This window comes from Haloferax prahovense DSM 18310, assembly GCF_000336815.1.
Classification (GTDB): Archaea; Halobacteriota; Halobacteria; order Halobacteriales; family Haloferacaceae; genus Haloferax; species Haloferax prahovense.
The window spans coordinates 260955-283821 of sequence record NZ_AOLG01000009.1 but is presented as its reverse complement, the minus strand read 5'-3'; the positions used below and the strand labels follow the sequence as shown (position 1 = coordinate 283821).

The window sequence follows — 22867 nt, the reverse complement described above, 5'->3', positions numbered from 1 at the left end:
AAGACGAGCGACGGAGTGGACTGTGGTATGAAAACCGTCCTGATTGGTGTGGGCCAAGCGGGTGGGAAGCTCACCACCGCACTCCAGTCGTTCGACCGACAGATGGGGTTCGGCGCGGTACTCGACGCCGTCGCGGTGAACACCGCGAAAGCGGACCTCCAGCCGCTTCCGGTCGAGACCGTGCTCATCGGCCAAGACCGCGTCAACGGTCACGGCGTCGGCGGCGACAACGAACTCGGAGCCGAGGTCATGGAGTCGGACCAGACCGAGGTCATGTCCGCCCTCGACGGCCGCGTCACGGCCGAAGCGGAGTCGATTTTCGTCGTCGCCGGACTCGGCGGCGGCTCCGGTTCCGGCGGCGCGCCCGTCCTCACGAAGGCACTTCGCCGCGTCTACGACGTGCCGGTGTACGTCCTCGGGATCCTGCCCGGACAAGACGAAGGAGCGATGTATCAGGTGAACGCCGGCCGCTCGCTCAAGACCATCGCCCGCGAGTCCGACGCCGTCCTCCTCGTCGACAACGACGCCTTCCGCTCCTCCGGCGAGTCGATGAGCGAGGGCTACGACGCCATCAACGACGCCATCGCCCGGCGGGTCGGCCTGCTCTTGGCGGCCGGCGAGGCGACCGAGGGCGTCGGCGAGAGCGTCGTCGACACCTCCGAGGTCATCAACACCCTTCGTTCCGGGGGCATCGCCGCGCTCGGCTACGCGAGCGCCGAGGCCTCCCCCGACGCCGAGGATAACATCAACACCGTCATGAGCACGACCCGCCGCGCCGTCCTGACGGGAACGAGCCTGCCGGACGCGAGCGACGCGGACTCCGCGCTCGTCATCGTCGCCGGCGAACCCGACACCATCCCGCGGAAGGGCGTCGAGCGAGCGCGCCGCTGGGTCGAAGAGGAGACCGGCAGCCTGCAGGTCCGCGGCGGCGACTTCCCGCTGGAGAGCGGCCGTCTCGCGTCGCTCGTCCTCCTCGGCGGCGTCGAGCGCTCCGAGCGGGTCGAGTCGTTCATGGAACGCGCCCGCGAGGCCATCGACCAGGCGAAGACCGAGACGCGAGAGGACCCCAAAGAGATGTGGCACAACGACGACCTCGACGACCTGCTGTGATGACGACCGGCCGCCACTGACGCGACCAACGACCACATAATTCCACTTTTTCAAGACGTTCGTCCACCGAATGACAGACTTCTCTCCCCAATCTGCGAATGACTTTTCCGTCATGCCCCCAATCCGTGCTATGTGTTAACAATAATTTGGAGTGAGTGGAACGAAACGATGAGCGTAGGAGCCGTCTCGGCGCGACGCCGGAGTCGCCATGTCTGAGTCGACGGTCGACCCGCTCCGGCGAAGTGTCGAAGTCGAGTACTGGGTCACCGACGGCGACGGGTCGCTCACCGACCCGGGCGAACTCGTCGACGCCTCGCCGGGGGCCGAACGGGAGTTCGTCGAGCCGGTGTTGGAGGTGAAGACGACGCCGTGCGACTCGGCGGCCGAGTTGCGCGAGGAGCTGTACGAGCGGCTCGGCGACGTCCTCTCGCGGGCGGAGGAAGTCGGAAAGCGACTCGTCCCGCTCGCCACGCCGATTAGCACCGAGACGGTGACGGAGCGTCAGAGCGACCGAACCCGCATCCAGAACCGCGTCATCGGGTCGGACTTCCAGTACGCGCGACACTGCGTGGGGACGCACGTCCACGTCGAACAGCGCCCCGGCCGCGAAATCGACCAGTACAACGCGCTCGTGGCGCTGGACCCCGCGCTGGCGCTGGTGAACTCCTCGCCGTACTACGACGGGCGGCGGTTGGCGGCGGGCGCACGGTCGAAGCTGTACCGTCGGATGGCCTACGACGACGTGCCCCACCAAGGTCGGCTGTGGCGCTACGCCGACGACACGCGGGAGTGGTCGCGCCGCCTCGAACGCCGGTTCGAGGAGTTCGTCGTGCGCGCCGAGGAGGAGGGCGTCGACCGGGCGACCATCGAGGCGAACTTCGACCCGGAGAGCGCGGTCTGGACGCCGGTGCAACTCAGAGCCGAGTTCGGCACGGTCGAGTGGCGCTCGCCGGACTGCGCGCTCCCGAGCGACGTACTCAGGCTGGCGAACAGCGTCGCGGACGTGGTGAACCGCCTCGACGACGCGGAACTCAGAATCGAGGGTGACAGGGGGCGCGTGACGGACGACCGGGTCGTCCTCCCCGAGTTCGACGCGGTTCTCGGCTACGTCGACGCCGCCATCGAGGACGGCCTCGACTCCGAGGCGGTGCGGTCGTACCTCGACCGGATGGGGTTCGATGTGGACGCGTACAGCCCTGTGTCGCACGAGGTAGCCGACCGCGAGACGGTCACGGCCGCCGAGGCGCGGGAGGTGCGACTGGCCCACGCCGACCGTCTCGACCGGGACGTGTGGAGCGCGGTCCGGCAGTAAGTCACCGCGGGCGTCTCCTCAGGGGACTGGGGGCGTCACGCGGCGCTCGCGCGGGCGGACGCGACTGCGAAAAACGGAACCGGAAGCCGAAGCGGTCGCTTACTGCTGAATGAGGCTCGCGCCGTCGAGTTCAGTGCGGCTGTACTCGATGTCCATGAGGTCGAGGATGGTCGGCGCGATGTCGTAGAGGTCGGCGTCCTCGATGACCGCACCGGGGTCGTCGACGTAGAGCGTCGCGTTGTCGAACGAGTGCATGCCGTTGCGGGGGCCGACGCCGAACACGTCGTCGTGGCCTTTGAACCCGGACTTCAGGTCGAAGCCGTGGTTCGGGATGACGACGAGGTCGGGGGCGATGTCGTCGTGGTCGCCGCGGAAGGCGTCTTCCTTGACGACGACGCGGTCTGCGACCTTGTTGCCGTCGGGGCCTTCGAGGGCTTCGAGTTCGGCCTTGAGCTCGTCGCGGACGTCCTCGTACTCCGACTGCGGGACCGATCCGCGGGGCTCGCGCCCTTCGAGGTTGATGAAGAACCGACCGGGGATGAGCGAGTACGCCTTCGAGTCCTCGTCGATGTCCGAAAGCGAGTCGTGGTCGTCGTCCTCGTAGGAGAGCCAGCCGTTCTCCTCGAGCCACGTGTTGCAGTGGACCTCGTAGTCGAGGGAGGTAAAGCCGTGGTCGGACGCGACGATGAGCGTCACGTCCTCGGGGAGGGCGTCGCGGATGCGGCCGAGGTAGTCGTCGACGGTGCGGTAGAACTCCATGAAGGCGTCCTTGTTCTTCCCGTCGCGCTCGTAGTCCTTGAACAGGAAGTGGTTGACGCGGTCGGTCGTCATGAAGACGCCGAAAAAGAGGTCCCAGTCGTCCTGGTCGATGTAGCGCTCGAACGCCTCGTAGCGCCGGTCGAGCGTCTTGCGGGCGTCCTCCATGAACGCGGTCTTGTCCTCGTCGTGACCGAGCTTCGCGTTCACGTCGATCTTGTAGTTCATCTCGGAGAGCGCGTCGCGGAAGTCGTCGGGGTAGGCGGCCTTGTCGACGCCGGGCGAAAGGAAGCCCGAGACCATGCGCTGGACGTTGCGCTGGGGCGGGAACGTCACGGGGACGTTCATCACAGTGGCCTTGCGGCCGGCGTCGGTGACGCGGTCCCAGACGCGGGTGGCCTGCACGTCCCGACCCATCGGGACGTAGGTGTCGTAGGAGCCGACCTCACGGTCCTGGAAGCCGTAGACGCCGGTCTCGCCGGGGTTGACGCCGGTCGTGAGCGCCGGCCAACACGCCGAGGACTCGGGCGGGACGATGCTGTCGATGTCGCCCGCCGAGCCCGCGTCGGCCAGCGCCGCGAAGTTGGGGAACTCGTCGGGGTGCTCAGAGAGGAGAGTGAACGGAACCCCGTCGATGCCGATGAAGGCGACGCGGGGGTGGTCTTTGCCGCGGAGTCGGTCGAACAAACCCATACCTCACGGTATCCAAGAGAACCATAAGAAGGTTCGTCTCTCCGCCGGAGTTTGCGACGAGAGACGACGGATACGGAGCCGCTGTCGGAGAAAGCGGCGAATCTCACCGGGCGAGACGGGGCGCTAACACCGCCGACGACGTGTCAGACTCGAATCAGGCTATCTCGACCGGCCGGACAGCGCGCGTGCGGGACGTCCGCGCAGCCTAGACCCGCGGCTGTCCGGGCATCGAGAACGGGCGCTCCTGAGCGACAGCGGTCCGGCCGCTGACCCGAAGTTCGCTCGCGACGACGAACGCCAGCCCCCACACGACGAGCGCGACGGCCCACATCGTCCCCACGCTGGACACCTGCGTCGGGAAGACGAGTGAGACCGCGCCGAAGTAGACGGCGAGGCCGCCGGTCAGCCACGCGACGAAGCGGTGTCCGGGCGCGCCCGCGGCCGCGACGAGACCGAGCAAGAGGAGTCCGATTGCCATCGTCGTCATCTCCATGTAGTGGCCGGCGACGGCGTGAATGTCGCCGGTCGCTTGCAGACCGAACTGGTTGACTGCGAACGCGAGCACCGGGAGCGCCGCGACCGCGACGAGGCCGAGGAGCGCCGGACTGTAGTCGTCGCCGACCGAGATGACGTCCCGTCCCGCGGGGTGGAACAGTCCCATCAGGCCGGTGAGCACGAAGAAGGGAACGACCTCCTCGACCGGCCCGCCGCCGACGATAGTGCCGACGAGGACGAGCGTCGTCACGGCGAAGGCGACCTGCATGAGCGCGACCCGCTTCAGCGGGCGGTACAGTTGGCTCGCCACGCCGAGGATGATTATCCAGACGTTCGCCGCGATGACCATCAGGTGCAGGCGGTGTTCGGCGAGCACGTCGCCACCCGCACCCCAGCCGACGATGGCGAACGAAAGCAGTTCGCTGATGAAGACTGCCGCCATCCCCAGCGTCACGACCGCGAGCAAGTAAAAGGCGTACAGCCGAGCCTGACCGAACGTGGTCGACGAGTCCGTGGCGGCGTCCGGTGCGTCGTTACTACTGTGTGATTTGGTGTCAATTGGCATGGTCCAGCAGAGAGTACGACGGCCGAGAGAATAACCGTTATTCGGGGGTTTCGGACCTGTTTCTCGGCAGGACGCTCAGCGGGTCGAGAGAGTTGAGCCGGACCGGTCGAAGGAGCGAAGTGCCGCGCGGGACAACGACCGGACGTGAAGGAGTTCGAGCGTAAACAGCTCTTGGAGCGCGTCAATCGGGAGGGTGCGACCGTCGGCACGCAGATTCCCGACCGCATCGAGGTCCAAGGCGAGGAGATAGACCTCAGAGAGTTCGTCTTCGAGATAAAGCGCCGCGACACCATTCCGTCGGGCGAGCGGGAGCGCGTCGACCAGGCGAAGCGGAACCTCCGCCGCGAGCGCCTCGAACGGCTCCAGCGAATCGAGGACAACGAGGTGAGCTACGACGAGGGTCGGCGGCTGGTCGAGGACATCGTCGGCATCGACCGGGCGCTGAACGCCCTCGAACAGCTTCGGCCGGTCGACCTCGAACAGGAAGAGACCCTCCAGAACGCCGCGGACCAGAAGCGCTGGATGAACTTCCTGAAGAAGGCGCTGGGCCGCGACGGCGGCAAGGGCAAACGGGGCGGCCGATGAGCCGAAACGACGAGATAGCGAGCCTGCTGGAGGAGTTCGCCGACCTGCTGGAGGCGAAGGACGTGGCCTACAAGCCGTCGAGCTACCGCCGCGCCGCCGAGAACGTCCGCGAGCATCCGAAGCCCGTCGAGGAACTCGCCGCGGAGGGCGAAGACGCGGTCCAAGAGATAGACCGCGTCGGCGACGCCATCGCCTCGAAAATCGTCGAGTACGTCGAGACGGGCCGCATCGAGGAATTGGAGGAGCTCCGCGCGGACCTCCCGGTTGACATGGCTGGGCTGACGAGCGTCGAGGGCGTCGGCCCGAAGACGGTCGGCAAACTGTACGAGGCACTCGGCGTCGCCGACCTCGACGACCTCGAAGCGGCCGCCCGCGACGGCAAGATACAGGAGGTCAAGGGGTTCGGCGCGAAGACCGAGGCGAACATCCTCGACGGCATCGAGTTCGCCCGCGAAGCGACCGGCCGCGAACTGCTGGGGAAGGCGCGACCCGTCGCCGACGACCTGCTCGCGTACCTCGGCGGCCACGACGCCGTCGGGAGGGTCGAACCCGCGGGGTCGATGCGGCGGTGGCGCGAGACGGTCGGCGACATCGACGTGCTCGCCGAGAGCGCCGACGCCGAGGCGGTCATCGACCGCTTCCTCGCGTGGGACCTCGTCGGCGACACCATCGAGGCGGGCGAGCAGAAGGCGAGCGTCCGGGTGAACGGGATGCGGGTCGACCTCCGCGTCGTCGACCCCGCGGAGTACGGCGCGGCGCTCCAGTATTTCACCGGGAGCAAGGACCACAACGTCCACCTCCGCAACATCGCCATCGACCGCGGCCTCAAGATGAACGAGTACGGGATGTTCGACATCTCCGACGTGGACGACCCCGATGACGGCCCGCGGGCCGGAGCCCGCGTCGCCGGCGACACCGAGGAGTCGATGTACGCCGCGCTCGACCTCCCGCTCGTCCCGCCGGAGATGCGCGAGGACACCGGCGAAATCGAGCGCGCCGCCGACGGCGACCTGCCCGACCTCGTCGCGGAGGGCGACCTCCGCGGCGACCTCCACACCCACACCGACTGGTCCGACGGCGACAACACGGTCGCGGAGATGGTCGCGGCCGCCGAGGAACGCGGGTACGACTACCACGCCGTCACCGACCACGCCACCGGCCCCGGCATGGTCGGCGGCGTCGGCGTCGAGGACGACGACCTGCTCGACCAGATTGACGAGGTCCGTGCCGTCGCCGACGACGCCGACATCGCGGTGTTCACCGGCGTCGAGGCCAACATCGACGCCGAGGGCGGCATCTCCGTCGCCGACGACGTGCTTGACCAACTCGACGTAGTGGTCGCCTCGCCCCACAGCGCGCTCGACCAGGACCGCGAGACGGCCACCGAACGGCTCGTCACCGCGATGGAGCACCCCGGGGTGGACATTCTCGGCCACCCGACCGGCCGGCTCATCAATCAGCGCCCCGGCCTGCCCCTCGACTACGAGCGACTCGCCGAGGCCGCCGTCGAAAACGGAGTCGCGCTCGAACTCAACGCCAGCCCGTACCGCCTCGACCTGAACGGCGAGGCGCTCAAAATCGCCGTCGAGGCGGGTGCAACGGTCGTCATCGACACCGACGCCCACCGACCGGCCGAACTTGACCACGCCCGCTACGGGGTCCACACGGCCCGCCGCGGCTGGGTCGAGACCGCGGACGTGTTGAACGCGCGGTCGGTCGAGGGACTGTCCGACTTCCTCGAGTGACCGACGACATCGGGTCAGACCACCCCGGCACGGTCGCCTCGGGCGTCGATAGGGCGGCACCCGGCGACACCGCGCTCCTCTTGGACGTGATGCTCGGCAAACTCGCCACCTACCTGCGGATGTGCGGCTACGACGCCGAATATGCGCTCGACAGCGAGGACGAGGCGGGTGATTCTGAAGGTAACCGCGACCCCCGAACCGACCCCGGCGACGACAGCCTGCTCGCACGAGCGGACGCCGAGAGGCGTGTTCTTCTCACACGCGACGTGCGACTGGCCGAGCGAGCCTCCCGGAGCGTCCTCCTCGCCGAACGGGAACCAATCGCGCAACTCCGCGAACTCGAATCGGTCGGCTTCGCGGTTTCGCTGGACGAGGAGCCGTCGCGGTGCGGCGCCTGTAACGGCCGCGTGGAGGCCGTCGGCCGCGACGAACCGGTCCCCGACTACGCGCCCGACCCGAAGGAGACGGCGCTGTGGCGGTGTCGCGACTGCGGGCAGGTGTTCTGGTGCGGGAGCCACTGGCGCGACGTGGAAGCGAGATTGGACGGCGGAGAACAGTAAGCGGTACGCGGTCGTCGGGTCGTCCGGGTTCGGCGGCGGGACTACTCGCGGCGGCGCGGGAACCACTCGTCGCAGGCTTCCATGTCCCGCATCATCTCGTCGTGGGCCGCACAGTAGGGCTTGAGCCCGTCGGAGGTGCGGACGTACTCGAAGTACGTGCAGTTGCCGCAGTAGCGGTCGCCGACCGTAGCGTTCGCCGGGCGGTCCGCGGCGGGGTGGTCGGCCGCGCCCGCCGGCGAGCGCTCCGATTCCGCCGACTGGACGGTGTCGACGCCGGACCGGCCCGTCGACGAGGCGTCGGGGGCGGGGGCGTTCGACCCGTCCGACGACGTCGAGGCCGAGGCCGATGGTTCGACGTCAAGCGGGGTGATGTCCTGCGTCGACGCGCCGCCGTCGGTCGCGCCGGCGTTCGGGTTGGCTCCGGCGGTCGACTGGTTCGTCTGCGTCTGGACGTCACCGTCGGGCGTGCCGCCGAGGAAACCGATGCCGCCGAGTCCGCCGCCGGACTTCTCGACTTCGACGACGCGGGTTTCTCCCTTCTTCGTCACCTGAACCGTGGCCGTGCCGCCGGGGTCGTTCCGCGTCTTGAAGTTGGCGACGCCGACGAACAGACACCAGAACGTCGTGAGCGTGCCGAAGAAGTAGACGGCGACGGTTTCGAGGGTGAGGTCGGTGAGCCCGGCCCCGCAGGTCGCGCCGGTCCACTGACAGGGGTACGCGTGCGAGAAGAGCGCGACGCCGAGAACGGCGATGCTCGCTCCGATGAGCGACGCGGCGCGGGTTCGACGGCTCGCGGGGAGGACCGCGAGGACGCCGAGGAAGACGGCGGGGACGCCGATGCCTCCGAGGATGCCCCCGAGTTCGCGCGCTTCGCCGAGGGTCGCTCCACCAGACGTGTACACGTCGGTGGTCGCGACGACGATGCCCGCGACGACGAGCAACACGCCGAGGAGGAACCCCCCGAAGCCCAGGGACAGCCGTCGGAGACTCGGCCCGCCCCGGCCGCCGTGGTACGCCTCCGAAAGACTGGTCATGGCCCCGACTACGAAAGCAGCCCCTAAAACGATGCGTCAGACGATTGTCTGTTTCTCGACACGTCGCGGGCTGTCGATATCCGTGCGGCGGCTCGTTCGCCGCGCCGCGAGTGCGTCACGGTCGCATGCGAATCTCGAAGGGATTATCATGCGCGGTGGCTAACCCTCGCGCATGGCTGACGAGGAAGCAGACGAGGCACCCGCCGTCGAACTCGGTACGGGCGCGTCCGTCGAAGGTGCGCCTCTCGCGCGCGTCGCCTCCCGACTGACGTGGCCGCAAGAAAAGAGCAGCATTCTGAACAAAGAAGGCGACGCGGTCCTCCGCACGCCCGACGGTCCCCAGAGCCTCGAAGACGTGCTCGCCGAGGCCGACGAGACCTACTTCGAGACGCGACAGACCTTCGTCGACGACGTGCTCGACATCGTCGGCCGCGACCCCGTTCAGACGGAATAACGGTGTTGCGCCGCCGGCTCGCCCGCCTCCCGTGGCTCTACCGCGCCCTCATCGTCGGGGGCATCGTCGGGGCCGCGTGGAGTCTCTGGCCGCTTCCCGCGGGCGACCTCACCTACCGCGCGGTCCACGACGCCCTCCTGTTCATCCTCGTACCCGGAGCGCTCGCGCTCGCCCACGGTCGCAACCTCGGCTGGAACGTCGACCGGGCGGCGCTCCGCAACACGGTTCTCCTCGCGCTGTTCGTTCTCCCGTTTTACCTCGTCGGGTCGAGCCTCCCGTCGATTCGGGCCTACTACCCGATGTGGCACACCTCGACCGCCCTCGCCGACTTCCTCCCGCACGCAGCCCAGCAGTTGCTCGTCGTCGTCGCGGCCGAGACGTACTACCGCGGCCTGCTCTGCGTCGGCGTCCGCGAAATCGGCCGGAAGAGCGCGCTCATCAGCCCGGTGCTCTACGCGTTTCACCACGTCGGTAAGCCCCCGATAGAGATTCTCCTGTCGGCACCGACGGACGTGCTGTTCGGCCTCGTCGACTACGAGAGCGACTCGATTCTGCCCTCCATCGTCGCCCACGGCGGCGGGCTCATCCTCTTGGACTGGCTCGTGCTCCACCCGCCGCTGTTGCCGCCCGAGCAGGTCGCTTCGGCGCTCCAGTGGCTCCCGATTCCGCTATGAGCGACGGCGACGACCGCAAGGACGGGTCCGCGGCCGACGACGACGAGCCGTATCCGTCGCTCGGCCTCGCCCGCGGCACCGTGGAACTCGTCGCGCACGCCTCGCGCTGGCGCGAGGCGTACGAGCGCGAGGTCGAGCGCCTGCGACCACGACTCTGTGCCGCCGACGAGAACGGCGTCCGGTTCGAACACGTCGGAAGCACCGCAGTTCCGGGATTAGCCGCAAAGCCCATCCTCGACCTGCTCGTCCTCGTCTCCGACCTCGACGACGCCGGCGACGTTGCGCGGGCGCTCGAAGCCGCGGGCTACGAAGAACGACCCGACGACGACGTTCCCGACCGCCGGTTTTTCGTCCGCGGCCCGCCCGAGCGACGGACGCACTATCTCTCCGTGACCGAAGCCGGGAGCGACTGCCACCGCGAGCAGGTCACCTTCCGCGACGTCCTTCGCGCAGACGGCGACCTCGCGGCCGAGTACGAGCGACACAAGCGCAGGCTCGCCGAGGCGCACCCGGACGGCCGGAGTCGATACACGAACGCGAAGGCGTCGTTCGTCGAATCCGTGCTCGACGACGCCGCGTCGTGGGAAGGCGACGACTCGCTCGTGTAGGTCAAGCACACTACCATACCTTTTCCCCGACGGGGAGTCAACGGTGGGTCATGGCACTCCCAATCGACCCCAGCGCCATCAAACCGGAAGACATCGGCGAGGAGCGCGTCGTCCTCGAAATGGAACACGAGGCCGCAATCGAGCGCGTCCGCGAGGCCTTCACCGACGCCGGGTTCGGTGTCGCCACCGAATTTTCGCCCTCCGAGATGCTCAACGAGAAGGTCGACGCCGGCCGCGACCCCTACTACGTCCTCGGCGCGTGTAACCCGAACATGGCGGACCGCGCGCTCGACGCCACCGACAAGAAGATGGGCGGGCTCTTCCCGTGCAACGTGGTCATCTGGGAGGAGGAACCGGGCAAGCAGGTCGTCTACCACCTGAGCATCATGCGCGTCGCCCGGCTCATCGGTATCGCGCCCGACAACGACGAGATGGCAGACATCATCGCCGACACGGGCGAACTCGTCGAACAGGCGCTCGCCAACCTCGACGCGGCCGAGGCATAATCGAGGTCACCGAGCGTACCCAGCCGTCTCGAGTTATAACCCGTCTCGCGCGTCGACCGCGTCCGCGATGCGCTTGACGTCGCTTCGAATCTTGTACAGCAGGTAGAGCGCGACGAGCGCCGCGACCACGGGGAGGAGCGCGAAGATGCCGTAGATGAGGATGATGATGAGCAGTTCGGGACCGCCGGGTACCTGTAACGGAACCATGCGGAAACGTATTATCCGGCTGTCAAAATACGTTGCTCACGTGAAGTCGAAGATGTCGGTCTGGAGGCCGGCAGCCATCGTGGACTTCCGCCGGAGGTCCGCAAGCGACACCGGGAGGTACTCCGCCACGTCGCGGACGGCGTCGCCGAACGTCTCGGCTTCGGCCGTCTCGCCTTCGAAGGCGTGGCGGATGGACTCGCGTATCTGCCAGACGCCGACGGGTCCCCAGTAGTCGTCGGAGACGTGCCTGATGACGAGCGCCTTCGCCTGTCGGCCGCGCTCCTGGAGGTGTTCGAGAACGCCGAGTCGGGAGGCGTGGTACGCGCCGGCCGTCTCGTTCACGTAGCCGGTCCGGCCCTCGTAGCCCTCGCGGTCTGCCGCGAGGTACATCCCGGCCTCGGGGTCGGGGTTCCAGACGCTCCCCGGGGCTTTCAGCTCTATCAGTTCGAACTCCCAGCGCCCCGGTGCGAGGATGACCCAGAAGGCGTTGCCGATGAACTCGTTGCGGTAGATTTCGACGCCGTCGACGCTGTCAGCGTGTTTGACCTGTCCGCGGAGATACTGGCCGAGCGTGTCGTCGACGGCGGTGATGGACCACCGCGTCGGGACGAGTCGGCGCTGTTCGGTCTGGCCGAGCGCGCCCGCAGAGAGGATGGTGTTGATGTCGTACACGTCGAACCCGCGGCGGTAGAGGTACGTCATCGCGCCCTCGGCGTTCCAGTCGTCGTCTTCGAGCGTCTTTTTCACCAGTTTGGGAACGTGGGGGTTCTCCGCGAGGTCGGCGGAGCGGGCGCGGGCCCGCGGGCCGACGGGGGTCGCCACGTCGTCGGCGCTGGCGTCGAGGTCGAGCGACGGCTTCCCGTCGAGGCCGATTTCGACCGTCACGGGGCGGTCGGCGATGGCGACCTCGCGTTGCGTCCCGAGGAAGCCGTCCCACGAGTCGGCGACGTTCGTCACCTTCGTCCCGCGATTTGAGTTCAAAAGCGAGGTGCGCCGCTGGAACACGTCGTCGATGCTCACGCCCTCGTCGTACCACGCGGCGCTCGTCTCGAACGACGCCGCGTCCTCGTCGTGGCCGACCGGCGAGAGGATGCCCGTCGAGACGTTCGGGTAGTTCGACCGCCCGACGAAGATAGACGGGGAGACGCCGCCGTACAGCGAGTCTCCCTGCACCGTCTCCTCGAACCGGTCTTGGAACGTCTCGAGGTGGTCGAGGATGCCGTAGGACTTCTCCTCGGCGAGTCGCCGCCGCTCGGCGCGCTCGTCCCGCTCGATGTCCATGTACTCGTCGAGCCGCATTCACCGGACGTGGGTCGCCCGCGGGTATGAACCTTCGGCGACGCGTCCGGGGTCAGAAAGGGATGCGACTCGCGCGGGCGGGGCTCAGGTGTGGATGCCCATCGCTTCGATCTGCTCTTGGTAGCGGTTCCGGATGGTGACTTCCGTCACCTGCGCGACCTCGGCGACCTCGCGCTGGGTCTTCTTCTCGTTGCAGAGAAGCGAGGCGGCGTAGATTGCGGCGGCGGCGAAGCCGGTCGGCGACTTCCCGGAGAGAAGCCCCTGTTCCGCGGTCGTCTCGATAATCTCGTTCGCCTTCGACTGGACCTCCTTCGAGAGGTCGAGTTCGGACGAAAACCGCGGGACGTACTTCTTCGGGTCCACCGGCCGCATCTCCAGGCCGAGCTCCTGGGAGATGTAGCGGTACGTGCGCCCGATTTCCTTGCGCTCGACGCGAGACACCTCGGAAATCTCTTCGAGGGAACGAGGAATGCCCTCCTTCCGACAGGCGGCGTAGAGCGCCGAGGTGGCGACGCCCTCGATGGAGCGCCCGCGAATCAGGTCCTCGCTGAGCGCGCGGCGGTAGATGACCGAAGCGACCTCGCGGACCGACCGCGGGACGCCGAGCGCCGAGGCCATGCGGTCGATTTCGCTGAGGNGCGGCGGTAGATGACCGAAGCGACCTCGCGGACCGACCGCGGGACGCCGAGCGCCGAGGCCATGCGGTCGATTTCGCTGAGGGCGAACTGGAGGTTACGCTCGCCGGCGTCCTTGGTCCGGATGCGCTCTTGCCACTTGCGCAGGCGGTGCATCTGCGACCGCTTCTTCGAGGAGATAGAGCGGCCGTAGGCGTCTTTGTCCTTCCAGTCGATGGTCGTCGTCAGCCCCTTGTCGTGCATCGTCTGCGTGGTCGGCGCGCCCACGCGAGACTTGGACTGCCGCTCGGAGTGGTTGAACGCCCGCCACTCCGGGCCGGGGTCGATGCGCTCTTCTTCGATGATGATGCCGGTCTCTTCGTGAATCAATTCGCCGTCGCCGGTCCGAACGACCTCCTCGGGGTCGAGGTCGTCGAGGTCCAACTCCTCTTCTGATGTCTCGTCGTCCTGTGACTCGTCTCCCCATCGAGTCCGGTCGTGCTCACGCTCCCGCTGGCGGGTAGGCCGTTTCATCGCATTTATATATTGTCTATTTCCTTGCACTTCAACCTTTGGCGGGGTTCGTCGGAGTGTCGTCGTGCCCGCAGCGACGAACGGAGCGCCTTTACCGAATCACCGGTGAGGTGACGGTATGCCGACCGTCGAGTGCGACCCCGACGAAGCCCGAGGACGACTCGAAGCCGCGGGCGTGTCCGTCTCGCCCGGAAACACCGACCACGAGCGGTGGCGCGCCGAACGCGGCGACGCCAGCGCCGTCGCCTACGACGGGAAAGTCGTCGTACAGGGGTCGAGGCCGACGGACCTGCTCGCGCTCATCCAGCCGAAAGGCGGCCGCGCGCACGTCTACTTCGACGGCGCGAGCCGCGGGAACCCCGGCCCCGCGGCCATCGGGTGGGCTATCGTGACCAGCAACGGTATCGTCGCCGAGGGCTCGAAGCGAATCGGCGAGACGACCAACAACCGCGCGGAGTACGAGGCGCTCGTGGAGGCGCTGTCGGTCGCCGAGGAGTACGGGTACGACGAGGTCGACGTGCGCGGCGACTCCCAACTGGTCGTCAAGCAGGTCCGCGGCGAGTGGAAGACCAACGACCCCGGTCTGAGAGAGCGCCGCGTGAAGGCCCGAGAGCACCTGTCGACGTTCGACCGCTGGTCGCTGGAGCACGTACCGCGAGAGATAAACGACCGCGCCGACTCCCTAGCCAACGAGGCCCTCGACGATGCCTGAGTCAGAACTCCCCGAAGACGTGCTCTCTGAAGCAGAACGGCTGACGCGGCTGGCCCGCGACGCCGTGGACCCCGACGAGGCGGCGACGTACCGGTCCGTCCGCGACGAACTCGTGAGCGAACACGAGTTCCGCGCGCGACACCGCGAGGAAGACGACGTGTTGGTGCTCCACCCCGACGAGTGGGTCGACGACGACGGAATCGTCGACCCGGCGGAGATAGACGACGTCGACCGCGGAATCGAACGTGCACTGTCGGGGACTGGTGAGGACCACGAGTGGAGCGCGGTCGAAGAGCACAACGCGGCGTGCGTCGCGACCGTCGATGAGGAACACGGCGCGGACCACGCGGCGAACGCGCGGGCGTTCGCGGACTTCCTCGGAAACCACTACGTCCGACGAATCGAGACGGCCGGCGCTCCCGAAGTGCGCGAGTTCGTCGAAGAATATTATCCACGCAATGCGTGGACGACCGCGGAACAGCGGTCGTTGTTGCCGGAGTCGCTCGAGTTGCTCTTCGACGCCGCAGACGCCGAAGTGCCCGAATACAACTGAGCGAACCCCGCGGTTCGTGCGGTGTGTTCGGCCGATTACAGCTTGGCTTCGACGAGCGCCGAGACCATCTCGGCGCGCTCGTCGTCGGTGACGAACTTCGAGAGCATCCAGTCGAAGCGGTCGAGGACCGCCTGGAGGCCGTCGTCGGTCAGTTCGTACTGGTTCGTCCGCTTGTCGAGTTCGCTCTTTTCGACCAGCCCCATCTCGACGAGGTCGTCGAGGTTGGGGTACAGACGCCCGTGGTTGACCTCGGTGTCGTAGTACGATTCGAGGTGACGCTTGATAGCCAGGCCGTACATCGGTTCCTCGGCGAGAATGACGAGGATATTCTGTTGGAACGCGGTGAGGTCCCGAGCCGCACCGGATTTGTTGCCAATTGTTTGTGCCTCTGACATGCATATGGAAATGTCACCTTCCTATTTAAACTTTGTCAACGAGCAGTCTGTTTCGCCGTCATACGGAGGCCCATTATTCAAAGAAATTGGGGCGGAGCGCACACGAGTGCCGGGTATTGCACAGAGTCGGGTCACGGCGATAAAGCGAAGACGACGGAGCGTCGCCGAGCGGGCATACCCGAGGAATATCTCAGACGCATAAGGGTAGCGTCGTGGGATTCTGTGAGGAATACCTCTACATGTAGAGGGGTTCGAAGCGGCCGACGGAACCCGGATGACAGCGATACGAGACCAATCCCGAAAGGACTTTTGCCCGCATCGAGGATGGGTTCGGTATGGTGAACCTCTGGGAAGACATGGAGACCGGCCCCGACGCGCCGGACGAAATCTACGCAGTTGTCGAGTGTCTCAAAGGCGAGCGCAACAAGTACGAGTACGACAAGGACATCCCCGGCGTCGTCCTCGACCGCGTGCTCCACTCCAACGTCCACTACCCGTCGGACTACGGCTTCATCCCGCAGACGTACTACGACGACGAAGACCCCTTCGACGTGCTCGTCCTCGTCGAGGACCAGACGTTCCCCGGCTGCGTCATCGAGGCCCGCCCGGTCGCGCTCATGAAGATGGACGACGACGGCGAGCAGGACGACAAGGTCATCGCCGTCCCCATCGAGGACCCCCGCTACGACCACATCGAGGACCTCGAAGACATCCCGCAGCAGACGCTCGACGAGATTGACGAGTTCTTCGCGACCTACAAGAACCTCGAGGCCGGCAAGGAAGTCGAGACGCTGGGCTGGGAGGACAAGCAGGCCGCAAAGGACGCCATCGAACACGCGATGGACCTCTACGAAGAGAACTTCGCGTAAGCGACTCCACCGCGCGCTTTTTTCGACACCGCCGTCGAGCGAGAGCGTTGCCGCCGGTCGCGGCGTCGACTCCCGAGACGCGTCCGACGGAAACCGACCAGCGTCGGCGACGCGGATACCCGACAGTTATCGCCGGCGCATCGACCGATAAATTATGCGCATGGGTAATCTTTAGTTCCTGTGCCGGGTACGTCGAGACGAGTATGGCAGCCAAGCAACCCCGTCTCGGGCTTCAGCACCCGACCGTCGTCCCCACGAACTTCACGCCCGCCGACGAGGCGGACGAAGACGCCGAGGAAGCGTCCTCCGAAGACGCGTAACCCCGAATTCCCGCGCAACGACCGCCGAGCGCGACACGATGTCTACGCCGACGACAGCCACGCGGCCGCCTCTGACAGATGGGGCGACCCACCGACCGAAGCGACGAAACACCTGAATCTATCACTCGTTCGCTGTATGTTCACACCCCACATCCATGAGGGAACCCCTTTTTATCTCGCCGCTGTAAGGCGTTGGTAATGCCTATCTGCGACGTGTGCGGCAAGGACGAGAGTCTGCCGTACCGCTGTTCACGGTGTGGCGGGACGTTCTGTTCCGAACACCGCCTCCCCGAGAACCACGATTGCGCGGGGCTCTCCGACTGGGACGACCCCGCTGGCGTCTTCGATAGCTCTTTCGACGATTCCGTAAACAACGAAGGCGTCCGCAGCGGCGGACTGTTGAGTTCGCTCACGGGCGCCGGCGGTGTGCTCGGCTACTTCCGCGGGAACGTCACGTACCTGTTCCTCGCGCTGATGTGGCTCACGTTCTTCGCCCAGCTCGTCTTGGAGCAGTTCCTCGGCCTCCCCTCCCTCTCGATTAACGCGTTCTACCTCACGAGCATTCACCCCGAGTACGTCTGGACGTGGGTCACCTCGATATTCGCCCACGGCGGCTTCTACCACATCGTCGGCAACTCCATCGTGCTGTTCTTCTTCGGCCCGCTGGTGGAGCGCTACGTCGGGTCGCGGAAGTTCGCGGCGCTGTTCCTCGTCAGCGGGATGCTCGCCGGACTCGCGCAGGTCGGCTCGTCGATGCTCCTGTCGCCGGGAAGCGTGAGCGCCGTCGTCGGCGCGAGTGGTGCCATCATGGCCGTCCTCGGCGTCCTGACGGTCCTCAACCCGGGGCTGAAGATTTACCTGTACTTCATCATCCCGGTGCCGCTGTGGCTGTTCACGCTCGGGTTCGCCGGCATCTCGGTGTTCTTCTTCGTCAGCCAGAGCGCCGACGGCATCGCCCACTTCGCGCACCTCATCGGTCTCGTCATCGGCCTCGCCTACGGCCAGCGGGTGAAGGGCCAACGGAAGGTCCCCTCGCAGCTCTCGCTCGGCGGGCGCGGTCCCGGCGGTCCCGGCGGCCCCGGCCGCGGCCGGTTCTGAGATGCGTCCGGCCCGCCCCGAACTCGCGCCGCGCCCCGGCCTCTCGCGCGACGAGATGGAGTCGCTCCAGCGCCGCGTCGCCGAGGCCGCCGTCTTCGAGGACGACCTCCCGTTCGACCCGACGCGCGTCTCGCTCGCCACCCCGGAGACGGAAAACGAGACGCTCACGGACGCGATAGTACCCGGCGGTGACGCCGACTCGCCACCGCCGCTCGTCGCCGGCATCGACCAGTCGTTTCTGGACGACCGCGCGCTGAGCGCCGTCGTCGTCCTCCGCGGCGACGAGGTGGTCGAGCGCGTCCACGCCGTCTCCGACCTCGATTTGCCCTACGTCCCCGGCCTGCTCTCGTTCCGCGAGGGCGGCCCCATCCTCGACGCACTCGCCGAACTCGACTGCGACCCAGACCTGCTCGTCTTCGACGGGTCGGGGCGAATCCACTTCCGACAGGCCGGCCTCGCCACCCACCTCGGCGTCGTCTGCGACGCGCCGAGCATCGGCGTCGCCAAGTCTCTCCTCTGCGGGACGCCGGACGAAGACGTGGACGGCCGGCCGGAGGGCTGGCGAACGCCGATTCGCGCCGACGACTCGGTCGACCCCGTCGGCGGCCACCCCGCCGGCCCCGAGACGACCATCGGCTACGCCTTCCAGTCGCGGCAGTACGACTCGCGGCCCATCGTGAACCCGCTGTACGTCAGCCCCGGCCACCGCCTCTCTGCGGCCACGACCGTCGACCTCGTCTCCCGGCTCTCGGGGCAGTACAAGCTCCCCGAACCGACTCGGTTGGCCGACGCCTACGCCGACGAGGCGAAGGCGCAGTACGAAGACTGAGCGGAGGCCAATCGTGGCGAACCGCGAACACTTAACAGCGCGCGGTTCGACCTACCGACGTGCATCAAAAGACGGTCCTCATCACCGGTTGCTCCTCGGGAATCGGGCGCGCGACGGCGCTCGACTTCCTCGACGAGGAGTGGGAGGTTTACGCCACCGCCCGGAACCCGGCCGACATCGAGACGCTGGGGGAGCGCGGCGCGAACATCGCGACGCTCGACGTGACCGACCAGGGGGACGTCGACCGCGTGGTCGACCGCATCACCGACGAGCAGGGCCGAATCGACTGCCTCGTCAACAACGCCGGCTACGGCCAGATGGGCCCCGTCGAGGACGTGCCGACCGAGAAGGTCCACGACCAGTTCGACGTGAACGTCTACGGCCCCCACCGGCTCATCCGCGCCGTGTTGCCTCACATGCGCTCGCAGGGCGACGGCACCATCGTCAACGTCTCCAGCGTCGTCGGCCGCGTCGCCTTCCCCGGCACCGGCGTCTACGCCGGCTCGAAGTTCGCCGTCGAGGCGATGACCGACGCGCTCCGCACCGAGGTCGAGGAGTACGGTATCGACGCCGTCCTCATCGAACCCGGTCCGGTCGAGACGCAGTTTTCGAACCGCGTGGACGACGAGGTCAACGGCAACGGAGAGGACGCCGACGGCCTCGACCGCTCCGGCGCGTACGAGAAGCTCTACAAGCTGTTCGACGACTCGCAGGCGCTCGGCGGCGGCGGTCCCGGCGCGATTCCGCCCGAGCGCGTCGCAGAAGACATCGTCAACGCCGCGAGTTCGACCAAGCCGCGGGCGCGCTACCAGCCCGGAACCGTCGCCCGCGTCGGCGTCCTCGCGCGCTTCCTGCCCGACGCGTGGCGCGACGCGCTCTACGGCTTCGCTCGCAAGCTTCCCTGAACCCGTCGCGGTCGGCCCGCGAAGGCGTTCTTCTCGGCGTTACTTCAGACAGGTCGCGACGACCCGGAGGGCGTCTTCGCCCTGTACCTGTTCTGCGAGCAGCGGCACCCGCTTCACGTCGCGGCCGCGGAAGAGGTTCGTCGCCGAGCGGAGCGCGTCCTGTTGGACCTGCCAGCGGCGCTGACAGAAGCCGCAGTTCTCCAAGTCGGGCGATTCTATCCACTTGGGGTCCACGTCGGCCACGTCCTCGACGGACTCCATCACGCGGTTGACGACGAGCGTCTGGACGGGGATGCCGAACTCGTCGAGCCGCGAGACGAGGCGCTTCGACTCCACGACGCTCATCTCCTCGGGAATCATGACGACACGGAAGTCGGTCCGCGTCGGGTCGCGGAGGACCGCGCGCAGGCGCTCGATGCGCTCGCGGAGGTCGTCGAGGTCCGCCATCCCGGCCTGCGGGTCGTCGGGGCCGCCGCCGAACATCCCCTTGAGGTTGTCCATCATGCCGGAGAAGCGCTGGCGCATGCGGGCGATGCGACCGAGCATGGAGTCCATCAGTTCGGGGAGTTCGAGCAGGCGGAGCGTGTGGCCCGTGGGCGCGGTGTCGACGACGACGCGGTCGAACCGCGGGTCGTCCATGTATTCGAGGAGCTGCTGCATCGCCGCGGCCTCGTCCGCGCCGGGCATCGGGCCGCCCATCCCCATCGGGCCGTCGCCGCCGAGGAGGTCCTCGAAGCCGCCCATTCCACCGCCCATCCCACCGAACGGGGAGTCCGAGTCGCCGCCGGCGAAGGGGTTGTCGTCGTCGTACTCGCCGGTCTCGAAGTCGGTCTCGTCGTCGAAGTCCTCGCTCGAGCCGTCGCCGCCGGCGAACGGCCCTTCCATGACCGCGTCGGGGTCGATTTCGGCCGCGTAGAGGGGAATCTCCTCGCGGATCCGAGTCGGCTTGTCGGGGACCGGCACGCCGAGCGTGTCGGACAGAGAGTGCGCGGGGTCCGTGGAGACGACGAGCGTCGCGGTGCCGTCGGCCGCGCTGGCGAGCGCCGTCGCCGCGGCCATCGTGGTCTTTCCGACGCCGCCCTTGCCGCCGTAGAGGACGTAATCCGGGGCGTCGATGCCCTCGGGGAGGTCTTCGGTGTCGGTCGAGGTGACCTCGTCTGGGTCGGTGACTTCCACCTCGATTTCGGCCGGCCCGTCGTCGCCGGCGTCGTCGTCTTCGTCGGCGTCGGGTCGCTCCGTCGGCTCAACGTCGATGTCCATGTCGGACCCGACACCGCGGGGCTTTGTGTACTTCTCGGTCTCGGAACCGCCGGTGGACTTTTGTCCCGCCGCATCGGTTCCGACCGCGACGCCAGCCCCGGCGGTGACCTCCCCGACCGCTTTTTGTCCCGACCGCCCGTCGTCGGTCGTATGCGCGAGTTCGCATCCGACCCGCCCGAGGAGGTCCGCGTCGGCGACGCCCTCCGCGAGGCGGACCACACCGTCGCAGTCGCGGAGTCCTGTACGGGCGGCCTCGTCGGGTCGCTCCTGACCGACGTGCCCGGCTCCAGCGACTACTTCGACCGCTCGCTCGTCACCTACTCCTACGACGCCAAGCGCCACGAACTGGCGGTCTCGCGGGAGTCGCTCGACGAACACGGCGCCGTCTCCGAGCCCGTCGCCCGCGGGATGGCCGCCGGCGTCCGCGACGTGGCCGACGCGACGTGGGGGCTCGCAACGACGGGTATCGCCGGGCCGGAGGGCGGACTCCCCGGCAAGCCGGTCGGGACCGTCTTCGTCGGCGTCGCCTTCGCCGCGCCGTGGGGCTCCGGCGACTCGTACGCCCGCGTCGAGCGCTTCGAGTACGACGGGTCGCGGACGCAGGTGAAAGAACAGATTGCGCGCGGGGCGCTGGCGCTCCTCCACGAAGAAATCGAGTCCGCCACGACCGGCTGAGTCGGTCGCACGGCCGCTGTCGGTCGGTTCCGTGGGAAAGCTTTGTATCCCGCCAGACCAGTCTGCATCCATGAACAAGAAGGGACACGTGCTCAACGCCATTCTGTTGGCGCTCGGGCTCGGCGTCATCCTCACCGTGGACCCGCGGTCGTTCGAACCGACGGTCGACTCGGCGTTCCTCCTCGCCCAGAAAATCGGCCAGTTGTCGCTGCCCGTCGTCCTCGGGGCGCTGTTCCCCGACGTGGACACCGCCTTCGGCAAGCACCGCAAGACGCTCCACAACCTCCCGGTGCTGGCGATATTCCTCGCGTTCCCGCTCGTCTTCGGCAACCTCCACTTCGTCTGGATCGGCGTCGCCACCCACTACGTCCTCGACATGGTCGGCTCGAAGCGCGGCATCGCGCTGTTCTACCCGCTGTCGCCGCAGGAGTACGACCTGCCGACCGGCGTGGCGACGAGTTCGAAACACGCCGACGCGGTGACCGTCGTCGTCACGGTCGCCGAACTCGGCGTCCTCGCGGGCGTCCACTACTACCTCTTTTCGCTCGACGTGTCCCTCGCGGACGCCGCGGCGACGTTCACCGCGGTGGTCTGAGGGCGGGGCGGCCGCGATGCTGGCGCGTTCGGACGCGCTCGAAAAACTATTTTGCGAGACTCAGTAGACGCTCACGTCGTCGAACCGACCGTCGTAGGCGATGTGGCTCGGATGCGTCGGCTCCATCCCCGAAAGCAGGAGTCGGTCGACTTTCCCCCACGAGTTCTCGTAGCCGAGGTGGGCGAACTCGGCCGCGCCGCGGAGCGCGTGGGAGACTCCTGTGCGGCGGACGACCCGGCGTTCCGCCCCCTCGCGGAGCGCGGTGACGAGGTCGGCCTCGGAGTCGATGTCGCAGTCGAACTCGGTCCACGCCTCGCCGACGGTGCCGTGGAGGTGCGCGTAGGACGACGCGAACCCCGGCAGCCCCGTCTCGCGGGCGATGTCGCGCCCGCGGCGGTTGTCCCGCGGCAAGGACTTCGTGTTGTACGTCTCGACGGCGTCGATGTCGTCGCGGCGGGCGGCCACGTCCTCGGCGGTGAGGCTCACCGTCAGGAACTCGGGGTGCGGGACGAGCGTCGCCGCGTCCTGCCGGTCGAACTCGGCGAAGGCCCCGTCGAGGGTGATGAAGTCGGGCACGGGGTCCGAGAGGCCGACCACGAGGACGTGTTTCCGGTCGCGCCACGACCCCGTGAACACCTCGCGGGCGGGGACGACGAGCAGGTCGTCGTCCGAAAAGCGCGCCGCGCGGGCGCGGATGTCTGGCAGGCGAACGAAGTGCGGCGCGTAGACGAGCACGTCGATACCGCGGGCTTTCGCGCGCGAGACGACCCGCTCGTCGAGAATCTTCACGTGCATATCGACCCGCGTCGTCGTGGTCGCGCTCACACGATACGGTCGGGTCAGCCACCAGTTAGTGGTTGCTATTTGTCGAACGCCGGGCGGTCGAAGAAACGGTTTTGTCGCTC

The 22867-nt window shown here is 67.5% G+C and carries 25 protein-coding genes and 1 pseudogene; 17 read left to right on the top strand and 9 right to left on the bottom strand.

Annotated elements, in window-relative coordinates; genetic code table 11:
• Positions 1-27 precede the first annotated feature (27 nt).
• Together C457_RS03870 and C457_RS03865 are read left to right on the top strand one after the other, a co-directional pair.
• Positions 28-1110: a tubulin/FtsZ family protein gene (locus C457_RS03870; protein WP_008092168.1), complete on the top strand. Its 1083-nt coding sequence runs from the start codon at positions 28-30 to the stop codon at positions 1108-1110.
• Between the two features lie 208 nt (positions 1111-1318).
• The gene (locus tag C457_RS03865) at positions 1319-2422 is read left to right on the top strand and encodes a glutamate-cysteine ligase family protein (protein WP_008092167.1); all 1104 of its coding nucleotides are present in this window, start codon (positions 1319-1321) and stop codon (positions 2420-2422) included.
• Between the two features lie 99 nt (positions 2423-2521).
• Here C457_RS03865 and C457_RS03860 read toward each other — a convergent pair whose 3' ends face one another.
• Positions 2522-3871 (bottom strand): alkaline phosphatase family protein, encoded by a 1350-nt coding sequence (locus C457_RS03860; protein ID WP_008092165.1) that lies wholly within the window; start codon positions 3869-3871, stop codon positions 2522-2524.
• Between the two features lie 205 nt (positions 3872-4076).
• Positions 4077-4931 carry a hypothetical protein gene (locus C457_RS03855; protein WP_008092163.1) on the bottom strand — a complete coding sequence of 285 codons (855 nt, stop codon included), beginning with the start codon at positions 4929-4931 and terminating at the stop codon, positions 4077-4079.
• A gap of 144 nt (positions 4932-5075) precedes the next feature.
• Between C457_RS03855 and C457_RS03850 the strand changes: the two genes are divergently transcribed.
• The 3 genes from C457_RS03850 to C457_RS03840 are packed head-to-tail and all read left to right on the top strand — an operon-like array spanning position 5076 to position 7821.
• Positions 5076-5516, top strand: coding sequence for a DUF5788 family protein (locus tag C457_RS03850; RefSeq protein WP_008092161.1), 441 nt, complete (start codon positions 5076-5078; stop codon positions 5514-5516).
• Complete coding sequence (gene polX, locus C457_RS03845) at positions 5513-7261, top strand: DNA polymerase/3'-5' exonuclease PolX (RefSeq protein ID WP_008092159.1); 1749 nt, start codon at positions 5513-5515, stop codon at positions 7259-7261. The genes C457_RS03850 and polX overlap by 4 nt, the downstream gene beginning before the upstream one ends.
• Positions 7258-7821, top strand: coding sequence for a Mut7-C RNAse domain-containing protein (locus tag C457_RS03840; protein ID WP_008092157.1), 564 nt, complete (start codon positions 7258-7260; stop codon positions 7819-7821). The genes polX and C457_RS03840 overlap by 4 nt, the downstream gene beginning before the upstream one ends.
• A 41-nt stretch (positions 7822-7862) precedes the next feature.
• On the opposite strand, the gene C457_RS03835 is transcribed toward C457_RS03840, so the two are convergent.
• On the bottom strand, positions 7863-8855 hold the full coding sequence (locus C457_RS03835; RefSeq protein WP_008092155.1) for a DUF7139 domain-containing protein: 993 nt from the start codon (positions 8853-8855) through the stop codon (positions 7863-7865).
• A gap of 172 nt (positions 8856-9027) precedes the next feature.
• On the opposite strand from C457_RS03835, the gene C457_RS03830 reads away from it, so the two are divergent.
• The 4 genes from C457_RS03830 to C457_RS03815 are packed head-to-tail and all read left to right on the top strand — an operon-like array spanning position 9028 to position 11097.
• Positions 9028-9309, top strand: a complete 282-nt coding sequence (locus C457_RS03830; protein WP_008092153.1) for a DUF5789 family protein — start codon at positions 9028-9030, stop codon at positions 9307-9309.
• A gap of 2 nt (positions 9310-9311) precedes the next feature.
• A complete protein-coding gene (locus tag C457_RS03825) occupies positions 9312-9983 on the top strand; it encodes a CPBP family glutamic-type intramembrane protease (RefSeq protein WP_049913373.1) in 672 nt (223 codons plus the stop codon).
• Positions 9980-10591 carry a GrpB family protein gene (locus tag C457_RS03820; RefSeq protein WP_008092149.1) on the top strand — a complete coding sequence of 204 codons (612 nt, stop codon included), beginning with the start codon at positions 9980-9982 and terminating at the stop codon, positions 10589-10591. The genes C457_RS03825 and C457_RS03820 overlap by 4 nt, the downstream gene beginning before the upstream one ends.
• A gap of 50 nt (positions 10592-10641) precedes the next feature.
• The gene (locus C457_RS03815) at positions 10642-11097 is read left to right on the top strand and encodes a DUF302 domain-containing protein (protein ID WP_004972792.1); all 456 of its coding nucleotides are present in this window, start codon (positions 10642-10644) and stop codon (positions 11095-11097) included.
• 33 nt (positions 11098-11130) lie between these two features.
• Here the strand turns inward: C457_RS03815 and C457_RS20540 are convergent, their stop codons facing one another.
• The 3 genes and pseudogenes from C457_RS20540 to C457_RS03805 form a co-directional block, all read right to left on the bottom strand.
• Positions 11131-11304: a hypothetical protein gene (locus tag C457_RS20540; protein ID WP_008092147.1), complete on the bottom strand. Its 174-nt coding sequence runs from the start codon at positions 11302-11304 to the stop codon at positions 11131-11133.
• A gap of 36 nt (positions 11305-11340) precedes the next feature.
• Positions 11341-12603: a DNA repair protein NreA gene (gene nreA, locus C457_RS03810; protein ID WP_008092145.1), complete on the bottom strand. Its 1263-nt coding sequence runs from the start codon at positions 12601-12603 to the stop codon at positions 11341-11343.
• Positions 12604-12687: 84 nt separating this feature from the next.
• Positions 12688-13751, bottom strand: a pseudogene (locus C457_RS03805) (transcription initiation factor IIB).
• 118 nt (positions 13752-13869) lie between these two features.
• On the opposite strand from C457_RS03805, the gene rnhA reads away from it, so the two are divergent.
• Together rnhA and C457_RS03795 are read left to right on the top strand one after the other, a co-directional pair.
• The gene (gene rnhA, locus C457_RS03800) at positions 13870-14463 is read left to right on the top strand and encodes a ribonuclease HI (RefSeq protein WP_008092144.1); all 594 of its coding nucleotides are present in this window, start codon (positions 13870-13872) and stop codon (positions 14461-14463) included.
• Entirely contained in the window at positions 14456-15016 is a 561-nt protein-coding gene (locus C457_RS03795; RefSeq protein ID WP_008092142.1) for a DUF7108 family protein, read from the top strand. The genes rnhA and C457_RS03795 overlap by 8 nt, the downstream gene beginning before the upstream one ends.
• Before the next feature lie 35 nt (positions 15017-15051).
• Here the strand turns inward: C457_RS03795 and C457_RS03790 are convergent, their stop codons facing one another.
• Positions 15052-15411: a PadR family transcriptional regulator gene (locus C457_RS03790; protein ID WP_008092140.1), complete on the bottom strand. Its 360-nt coding sequence runs from the start codon at positions 15409-15411 to the stop codon at positions 15052-15054.
• Positions 15412-15746: 335 nt separating this feature from the next.
• Here C457_RS03790 and C457_RS03785 point away from each other — a divergent pair, with 335 nt between their 5' ends.
• From C457_RS03785 to C457_RS03770, 4 genes are all read left to right on the top strand, one after another.
• The gene (locus C457_RS03785; protein ID WP_004972805.1) at positions 15747-16280 is read left to right on the top strand and encodes an inorganic diphosphatase; all 534 of its coding nucleotides are present in this window, start codon (positions 15747-15749) and stop codon (positions 16278-16280) included.
• Positions 16281-16798: 518 nt separating this feature from the next.
• Positions 16799-17698 (top strand): rhomboid family intramembrane serine protease, encoded by a 900-nt coding sequence (locus C457_RS03780; protein ID WP_008092138.1) that lies wholly within the window; start codon positions 16799-16801, stop codon positions 17696-17698.
• Position 17699: 1 nt separating this feature from the next.
• Positions 17700-18527, top strand: coding sequence for an endonuclease V (locus C457_RS03775; RefSeq protein ID WP_008092132.1), 828 nt, complete (start codon positions 17700-17702; stop codon positions 18525-18527).
• A gap of 59 nt (positions 18528-18586) precedes the next feature.
• The gene (locus C457_RS03770; protein WP_008092131.1) at positions 18587-19432 is read left to right on the top strand and encodes an SDR family oxidoreductase; all 846 of its coding nucleotides are present in this window, start codon (positions 18587-18589) and stop codon (positions 19430-19432) included.
• Positions 19433-19471: 39 nt separating this feature from the next.
• Here C457_RS03770 and C457_RS03765 read toward each other — a convergent pair whose 3' ends face one another.
• Complete coding sequence (locus C457_RS03765; RefSeq protein WP_049913397.1) at positions 19472-20692, bottom strand: ArsA family ATPase; 1221 nt, start codon at positions 20690-20692, stop codon at positions 19472-19474.
• A 150-nt stretch (positions 20693-20842) separates the two neighbouring features.
• Here C457_RS03765 and C457_RS03760 point away from each other — a divergent pair, with 150 nt between their 5' ends.
• Positions 20843-21367 carry a CinA family protein gene (locus C457_RS03760; protein ID WP_008092129.1) on the top strand — a complete coding sequence of 175 codons (525 nt, stop codon included), beginning with the start codon at positions 20843-20845 and terminating at the stop codon, positions 21365-21367.
• A gap of 70 nt (positions 21368-21437) precedes the next feature.
• Positions 21438-21962 carry a metal-dependent hydrolase gene (locus C457_RS03755; RefSeq protein ID WP_008092128.1) on the top strand — a complete coding sequence of 175 codons (525 nt, stop codon included), beginning with the start codon at positions 21438-21440 and terminating at the stop codon, positions 21960-21962.
• A 60-nt stretch (positions 21963-22022) separates the two neighbouring features.
• Here the strand turns inward: C457_RS03755 and C457_RS03750 are convergent, their stop codons facing one another.
• Positions 22023-22787, bottom strand: a complete 765-nt coding sequence (locus C457_RS03750; RefSeq protein ID WP_008092125.1) for a PHP-associated domain-containing protein — start codon at positions 22785-22787, stop codon at positions 22023-22025.
• Positions 22788-22867 lie beyond the last annotated feature (80 nt).

What these genes read in the sequence shown, in the direction of transcription:
- C457_RS03870 (WP_008092168.1), top strand. Translation starts at nt 28, where the DNA reads ATGAAAACCGTCCTGATTGGTGTGGGCCAAGCGGGTGGGAAGCTCACC.
- C457_RS03865 (WP_008092167.1), top strand. Translation starts at nt 1,319, where the DNA reads ATGTCTGAGTCGACGGTCGACCCGCTCCGGCGAAGTGTCGAAGTCGAG.
- C457_RS03860 (WP_008092165.1), bottom strand. Translation starts at nt 3,871, where the DNA reads ATGGGTTTGTTCGACCGACTCCGCGGCAAAGACCACCCCCGCGTCGCC.
- C457_RS03855 (WP_008092163.1), bottom strand. Translation starts at nt 4,931, where the DNA reads ATGCCAATTGACACCAAATCACACAGTAGTAACGACGCACCGGACGCC.
- polX (WP_008092159.1), top strand. Translation starts at nt 5,513, where the DNA reads ATGAGCCGAAACGACGAGATAGCGAGCCTGCTGGAGGAGTTCGCCGAC.
- C457_RS03835 (WP_008092155.1), bottom strand. Translation starts at nt 8,855, where the DNA reads ATGACCAGTCTTTCGGAGGCGTACCACGGCGGCCGGGGCGGGCCGAGT.
- C457_RS03830 (WP_008092153.1), top strand. Translation starts at nt 9,028, where the DNA reads ATGGCTGACGAGGAAGCAGACGAGGCACCCGCCGTCGAACTCGGTACG.
- C457_RS03820 (WP_008092149.1), top strand. Translation starts at nt 9,980, where the DNA reads ATGAGCGACGGCGACGACCGCAAGGACGGGTCCGCGGCCGACGACGAC.
- C457_RS03815 (WP_004972792.1), top strand. Translation starts at nt 10,642, where the DNA reads ATGGCACTCCCAATCGACCCCAGCGCCATCAAACCGGAAGACATCGGC.
- C457_RS20540 (WP_008092147.1), bottom strand. Translation starts at nt 11,304, where the DNA reads ATGGTTCCGTTACAGGTACCCGGCGGTCCCGAACTGCTCATCATCATC.
- nreA (WP_008092145.1), bottom strand. Translation starts at nt 12,603, where the DNA reads ATGCGGCTCGACGAGTACATGGACATCGAGCGGGACGAGCGCGCCGAG.
- rnhA (WP_008092144.1), top strand. Translation starts at nt 13,870, where the DNA reads ATGCCGACCGTCGAGTGCGACCCCGACGAAGCCCGAGGACGACTCGAA.
- C457_RS03795 (WP_008092142.1), top strand. Translation starts at nt 14,456, where the DNA reads ATGCCTGAGTCAGAACTCCCCGAAGACGTGCTCTCTGAAGCAGAACGG.
- C457_RS03790 (WP_008092140.1), bottom strand. Translation starts at nt 15,411, where the DNA reads ATGTCAGAGGCACAAACAATTGGCAACAAATCCGGTGCGGCTCGGGAC.
- C457_RS03785 (WP_004972805.1), top strand. Translation starts at nt 15,747, where the DNA reads ATGGTGAACCTCTGGGAAGACATGGAGACCGGCCCCGACGCGCCGGAC.
- C457_RS03780 (WP_008092138.1), top strand. Translation starts at nt 16,799, where the DNA reads ATGCCTATCTGCGACGTGTGCGGCAAGGACGAGAGTCTGCCGTACCGC.
- C457_RS03775 (WP_008092132.1), top strand. Translation starts at nt 17,700, where the DNA reads ATGCGTCCGGCCCGCCCCGAACTCGCGCCGCGCCCCGGCCTCTCGCGC.
- C457_RS03765 (WP_049913397.1), bottom strand. Translation starts at nt 20,692, where the DNA reads ATGGACATCGACGTTGAGCCGACGGAGCGACCCGACGCCGACGAAGAC.
- C457_RS03760 (WP_008092129.1), top strand. Translation starts at nt 20,843, where the DNA reads ATGCGCGAGTTCGCATCCGACCCGCCCGAGGAGGTCCGCGTCGGCGAC.
- C457_RS03755 (WP_008092128.1), top strand. Translation starts at nt 21,438, where the DNA reads ATGAACAAGAAGGGACACGTGCTCAACGCCATTCTGTTGGCGCTCGGG.